This window comes from Dialister sp., from assembly GCF_036343215.1.
In the GTDB taxonomy this organism is placed as follows: Bacteria; Bacillota; Negativicutes; order Veillonellales; family Dialisteraceae; genus Dialister.
Window position 1 is genome coordinate 1 of record NZ_JAZASU010000127.1, and the last position, 4,074, is coordinate 4,074.

Consider the following 4,074-nt stretch of genomic DNA (forward strand, 5'->3'; position numbering starts at 1 on the left):
ATAGGTCGGATAGATTAGAAGGCTAATTTTCATCTAATAAACCTAAAAATCCACAATATTAGATTTTTGATGTCCTTATTTTGTTGCCATTACCTGGCCAGGGGAAGGCTTTTCCGTCAGGCGGCCTTTGGCCGCCGGAGAAAATCTCGGAACTGGGAACTTCTATGCGAGCCCCGTATGGGACCAGAATATAAAAAGGCGCTGCTTCTTGAATTGTGCAGCGCCACTTTCCCGAATCCCGATGTCCCGATTCCCGATCGATGACAAGCCACGAAGATAACTGCTATTTCAAAGCTGCGAAGAATTCAGCCTTGATGGGATTTTTCAGGATGTATCGATTCTTCGAATCGATTCTGCCCTTTCAGGCCCTGCGGGCCAGCTTCCCCGGGGGGCAGCCTGCTCGCGGGACGATTTCCTCTTTTGTCACGAGAATGTTTCGTCAATCAGCCTCGAATGTGCCCTGCAGCATGCTTTTCTTTTTCCTTATTTTGGACTTGACTGTGCAGTGCAGGAGAAATCATGAATCATCCTGTCTGCCCTTCGGGCTGTCCTGTCCAGGGAAGGTTTTTACATCTGGCGGCTTCGCCGCCTTGTGGGAAACTCGGAACCGGGAACTTCTATGGATCCCATAAAAAATGGCCGCCTCATGAATTTGGCCCACTTTCCCGCAATCCGAAATCCGCAATCCCTTTTCCCTGTTCCCTCATACAAAAAGCACCTCTTTCGAGGTGCTTTTATTTCCAAAAGAATCAGTCTTTCAGCCTGATCACTACATAGCGGTGCGGAGCTTCGCCTTCGCTGTCGGTGGTAATGGCATTATCATTCTGGAGTGCCAGATGGATGATGCGTCTTTCGCCGGCTGCCATAGGTTCGAGTTTGACCGGTTCGCCGGTTCTCTTGACTTTGCCTGCGATCCGTCTTGCGAGGGCTTCCAGGGTGTCTTTACGGCGTTCTCTGTAGTTTTCCACGTCCAGAAGGACGAAGTAATGATGATGGAATTCTTTTCCGGAAGCCAGGTTGGTCAGGTACTGGAGGGCATCCAGGGTCTGTCCGTGTTTTCCGATGAGGATTCCAAGTCCGTCGCCATGAAGGTTCAGGAGGATTCGTTCTTCATTCATCATGGTTTCCATGGTGACGTCAAGATTCATGCCTTTGAAGACGTTTGCCAGGAATGCTTTGGCATCTTCTGCGGTTTTTGCCTGGTCTTCGGCGCTGAATACGAATTCTTCTTTTCCTTTGGCCGGTTTTTCTTCCCTTTCTTCAGCCGGAGTTTCTTCGGAAGGGGTTTCTTCTTTTTCTTCCGTTTTTTCTTCGGCCGGTTCTTCTTTCTTTTCTTCAGGAGAAGTTTCGGTGGATTCTTCCGGTTTTTCTTCAGATACCGGGGTTTCTTCCTTCGGTTCTTCGGTCGGTTTTTCTTCGGTTGACGGTTCTTCTTCCATAAGGTCCGGAGCAGAAATTTCTACGACTGCCATTTTTTTGCGGATCAGTCCGAAGAGACCGCTGGAGGGCTGTTCTACGATATGGACTACAGCTTCTTCTCTGCTGATTCCCAACTGTTTGAGGCCTTCCTCTACGGCGGCATCAATGGTTTTTGCTTTGATTGTCACTGTTCTCATTTATTTCTTGTCAGCCTCCCCTTTGGATTCTGTATCTGCATCTGTTTTTCCATCAGATGCTTCTTCAGGAGCATCTGCAGTTTTTTCGGTTTCTACAGGCTTGTCGGCCGGAGTTTCTTTTTCAGGAGCTTCGGTTGTTTCAGCCGGTTTTTCCGGTTTTGCTTCAGGAGCGGTTTCTGCTTTTTTTACCTGTTCTTTTTCAGCGGAAACTTCCTTTTCTGCAGAGGCTTCTTTGTTTTCATCGCTCGTTTCGTCCGCAGGTTTCTTCTTGACTACTTTTTTGATGATTTTCTTGCGGACGACTTTTTTCTTCTTTGGCTGTTTTGCTGTCTGTTCAGCCTGCACATCTCCATGGACGGTGACGGTCCCTTTTTTCGATCCACCGAGACGATCTTTCATTTCATCCCGGAACATGATGGTCTGCTGTACGAGCTGGTACAGATTGACTACGATCCAGTAAATGACAAGGCCGCTTGGGAAATTCAGGGACATCCAGCCAATCATAAGGGGCATGACGAGAAGCATGGTCTTCTGGTTGGAAGGCGCATTTTTCGGGGTGGTCTGCCAGGAAATGATGAAGGTGGATACGGCGGAAATGATCGGGAGGATGTAGGTGGAATCCGGTACAGCCAGGCTTTCAAGCCAGAGGAAGCTTTCATGGGCCGGGTCGTAATTGAAACCCTGGAGGGCATAGTAAATGGCAACCAGGAACGGCATCTGGATAAGGAGCGGGAGGCACCCGGACATGGGGCTTGCGCCGTTATCCCTGTAAAGTTTCGACATTTCTTCGCGAAGCTTTTTCGGGTCGTTCTTGTATTTCTTCTGGATTTCCTGCATCTTCGGCTGGATTTCCTGCATGGCCTTCATGGATTTGATCTGTTTGACGGCCAGCGGAAGCAGGGCAGTTTTAATGATGACGGTCAGGACGATAATGGCAATCCCGTAACTCGGGAAGCCCAGGTCTTTGGTCAGTTCGTAGGCATACTGAAGGCAGATGCGCATGATGTCTGCCAGGAAGCCTACAAAGGTACTCAGAATCGGAATCTGAAAATCACTCATTGTTACTCCTTGTACGGTCTTCATTTCAACCGTGGAAATCGCGTCTTCTGCATTTCAAGGACGCGGCGAGTGGGTATTGTTATGGGAGGGAAATATTTTGCCTTTTAGTGGAAATAATGGGAGAAATAATGAATTGCGTCATCTGTCCTGATCGTGGACCGTGATCCGTGGTCCGTGGTCCGTGAAGGCAGGCCGCAGCAGATAAAAAGCGGCCATTTCATAGATGGCAGAATCTCATATTTCCTTTAAAAATGTAGAAAAAAAGACAGCGTTCACGGAAGCGGATCGTAGCCACCCTTGCAAAAAGGGTTGCAGCGGATAATCCGTTTGATCGCGAGCCAGCTGCCTTTCAGGGCTCCATATTTCATGACCGCCTGCAATGCGTATTCGCTGCAGGTGGGCGTAAAGCGGCAGCAGGGGGGCTTCAGGGGGGAAATGAAAACTCTGTAGAAACGAATGAGTGCGATTAATACAGATTTCATAGTCTTACTCCATGATTCCGGCCTTGCGCCAAAGCGAGAGAATCGCTTTTTCAGCTTCCTGATAGCTGCAGGTCGTCAGAAACGGCCCGGCCAGGAGAATGCCTTCGCGATGGGGAGAAAGTTCATGCCTGTGAAGGCGGTAAACTTCCTTCATCAGCCGTTTCGCCCGGTTGCGGGCAAAAGCATGGCCGATTTTCTTCGTGCAGACAAAACCGATGCGGATCTCTTTCCCTCTGGCTTTCACCAGGTAAAAGAGGCCTGCCCGGTTGCTGAATCGTTTACCTGAACGGTAAATTCTACGGTAGTCCCTGTTCTGTCTTATGCGGGAGGAACGGGGAAGGCTATAGTCTTCCCTGGTCTCCTTTTCATCTGGATTAGGCACTTAATTTCTTTCTGCCCTTTGCTCTTCTTCTCTTCAGACAAATACGGCCTGCTTTTGTCTTCATACGAGCGCGGAAACCGTGAGTCATCTTTCTCCAGTGGTTGTTCGGCTGGAATGTCATTTTTGCCATGTTACACACCTCCTTCGGTTCGGCAGTGCTATTTTCGTGCACCATAACAGACTAATTATAGCTAAAGAGGGGTGGGATGTCAAATGAATTTCCTTGACAATTTTCTTTTGGAGTCATCAGGCATTGATGTGGATTGAGTCAGTCACGGTTTTCGTGGGTTAGCCTCACCACGACATGCAGGTGTATTCCCATTCGTATGCCATCGTGATTCGTGATTCGTGGTTCGGGGTGCGGGATTCGGGGTGCGGGAAGGTATGCTGCTGACTAAAATGGTCCTAGGAAATTGGACACGGGAAACTGGTATCCCCGAACATAGGACAGGGTAAACTGGAAAATCCCTTTGCCATGGACACTCTACTCCTAAAAACAGTTACATGTTATGCTTAAAGCAAAAGTTGAAAGGAG

At 48.7% G+C, this 4,074-nt stretch carries 5 protein-coding genes; all 5 read right to left on the reverse strand.

Features of this window, described 5'->3' with window-relative positions:
• Positions 1 to 749 precede the first annotated feature (749 nt).
• Positions 750 to 1,616 carry an RNA-binding cell elongation regulator Jag/EloR gene (gene jag / locus VZT47_RS09535; RefSeq protein WP_330224733.1) on the reverse strand — a complete coding sequence of 289 codons (867 nt, stop codon included), beginning with the start codon at positions 1,614 to 1,616 and terminating at the stop codon, positions 750 to 752.
• A complete protein-coding gene (gene yidC, locus VZT47_RS09540) occupies positions 1,617 to 2,675 on the reverse strand; it encodes a YidC/Oxa1 family membrane protein insertase (protein WP_330224734.1) in 1,059 nt (352 codons plus the stop codon).
• 272 nt (positions 2,676 to 2,947) lie between these two features.
• Positions 2,948 to 3,157, reverse strand: coding sequence for a membrane protein insertion efficiency factor YidD (gene yidD, locus VZT47_RS09545; RefSeq protein WP_330224735.1), 210 nt, complete (start codon positions 3,155 to 3,157; stop codon positions 2,948 to 2,950).
• 4 nt (positions 3,158 to 3,161) lie between these two features.
• Entirely contained in the window at positions 3,162 to 3,539 is a 378-nt protein-coding gene (gene rnpA, locus VZT47_RS09550) for a ribonuclease P protein component (RefSeq protein WP_330224736.1), read from the reverse strand.
• Positions 3,532 to 3,669, reverse strand: coding sequence for a 50S ribosomal protein L34 (rpmH, locus tag VZT47_RS09555; protein WP_330224737.1), 138 nt, complete (start codon positions 3,667 to 3,669; stop codon positions 3,532 to 3,534). The genes rnpA and rpmH overlap by 8 nt, the downstream gene beginning before the upstream one ends.
• Positions 3,670 to 4,074: the final 405 nt, after the last annotated feature.